Source organism: Paracoccus sp. MKU1, from assembly GCF_001447385.1.
Classification (GTDB): Bacteria; Pseudomonadota; Alphaproteobacteria; order Rhodobacterales; family Rhodobacteraceae; genus Paracoccus.
Window position 1 is genome coordinate 1 of sequence record NZ_LLWQ01000025.1, and the last position, 1,566, is coordinate 1,566.

Annotated in this window: 1 protein-coding gene and 2 pseudogenes; all 3 read right to left on the reverse strand. The window is 60.7% G+C overall.

Annotation, left to right across the window (positions count from 1 at the left end):
- Positions 1–416 (reverse strand): annotated as a pseudogene (locus AQY21_RS02035) (proline/glycine betaine ABC transporter permease); the annotation flags it as partial.
- On the reverse strand, positions 413–1,258 hold the full coding sequence (locus AQY21_RS02040) for a proline/glycine betaine ABC transporter permease (protein WP_058096201.1): 846 nt from the start codon (positions 1,256–1,258) through the stop codon (positions 413–415). The gene AQY21_RS02040 and the pseudogene AQY21_RS02035, both read right to left, overlap by 4 nt.
- A gap of 15 nt (positions 1,259–1,273) precedes the next feature.
- Positions 1,274–1,566, reverse strand: a pseudogene (locus AQY21_RS28910) (glycine/betaine ABC transporter); the annotation flags it as partial.

A 1,566-nucleotide genomic window follows, 5' to 3' on the forward strand; every position in this document is an offset into this window, starting at 1 on the left:
AGATAGACCCAAGGTGGGACCGTCTGCATGATGTCCAGGATGGGACGCAGCCTGGCTTCGACCTTGGGACGACGCGCGGCGTAGATGCCGAGCGGCACGGCGATGAGCACTGATATGAGCACGGCGACGGACACTAGGCCCACGGTCTGCATGGTCTCTCGCCACAGATCCATCATGAAGCAGAATCCGAGCGCGAACAGCGAAAGCAGTCCCATGCGATAGCCGAGAAGCAGCCAGGCGATCCCTGTGGCGGCAAGAATGATGACATATGAGGGCGGATAGAGCAGCGCCGTCTGCAGGCCGACGATGGTCCCGTCGACCACCTGCGAGATTGCGTCGAAAAAGGGATGGAAGTTCCGGTTCAGCCAGTCGAGGCCGGGGGCGAGCCAGGCGCCCGGTGAAAAATGAAAGGTCATGGCTTATCCTTTCCAGACCGGACAAGGTTCTGGGTCATGCGATCGATGATCATGGTCAGGATCACGATGGCGAGGGCGGCATCGATCGATTTTCCGATATCGAGGGTCCGGATCGCTTCATAGATCGTTCCCCCCAGGCCGCCAGAACCCACGATGCCGGCGATGACGACCATGCCGAAGGCCATCATCAGGCTTTGGTTCACCCCGGCCATGATGCTTGGCAGGGCAAAAGGCAGGCGAATCTTGAAGAACATTTGTGCATTGGTCATGCCATTCGACCATCCGAGCTCGATGAACTGCCTCGGCGTGTTTCGGACTCCAAGGCTGGTCAGGCGAACCGCCGGCGGGACCGCGACCACAAGCGTTGCAGCCAGGGCCGTCGCTGGGCCGAACCCCAGAAGCGCGATGGCCGGCAACAGGTAGATATAGGGCGGCATCGTCTGGATGAGGTCGAGAACCGGTTCTACGACATGGTCCAGCCTAGGGAACAGACCTGCGAGAACGCCGACCGGAATGGCAACGATCAGGGCCAGGAAGGTCGAACTGACGACCAGCGCAAATGTGCTCATGGTTTCAGGCCAGAGCCCGATGAGCCAGCAGATCGCCAGGCCGAGGGCGGTCATGATCCCCATCGAGAGACCTGCGATCCGCCATGCCAGAAGGCCGAGCAGGATGGCGACGACGAACCAGGGAGCGAATTCCATCGCAACCAGGATGCCGTCGTAGAATCCCTCGAAGAATGCGCGAATCCAGTCGAAAAGCGAGGTAGCGTTGTCGCTGATCCAGATCAGCGCCTCATCGACCGTGTAATCGAAGGTCTCTGCTATGGAAGCGGTATCCATGGTGTCCTCCCCTGCTCAGCCGTGGGTTTGGGCTGGGGATTGCGAGCCCTTGACGCCCAGCAACAGGTCGGCAGGAGTAACGATCCCCACCAATGCACCGCCATCGCGCACGGCCAGACCGGCGGCCCGATGCTGCAGCGTCAGGTCGATCAGTTCGTCGATATCTGCCTCGGGATGGGTGTGAGCGAAGGATGACACATCCTGGCCGGGGTTCTCGGCCTCGAACCGCGTCACCGGCTGCATGACGGAATGCGCCTTGATCAGGTGAAGGCGCGAGATGCCGGCAACGAAATCGGCGACGTAATCGT

Excerpts from the sequence above, each read along its gene's own strand:
- AQY21_RS02040 (WP_058096201.1), bottom strand. The coding sequence starts at position 1,258 with ATGGATACCGCTTCCATAGCAGAGACCTTCGATTACACGGTCGATGAG.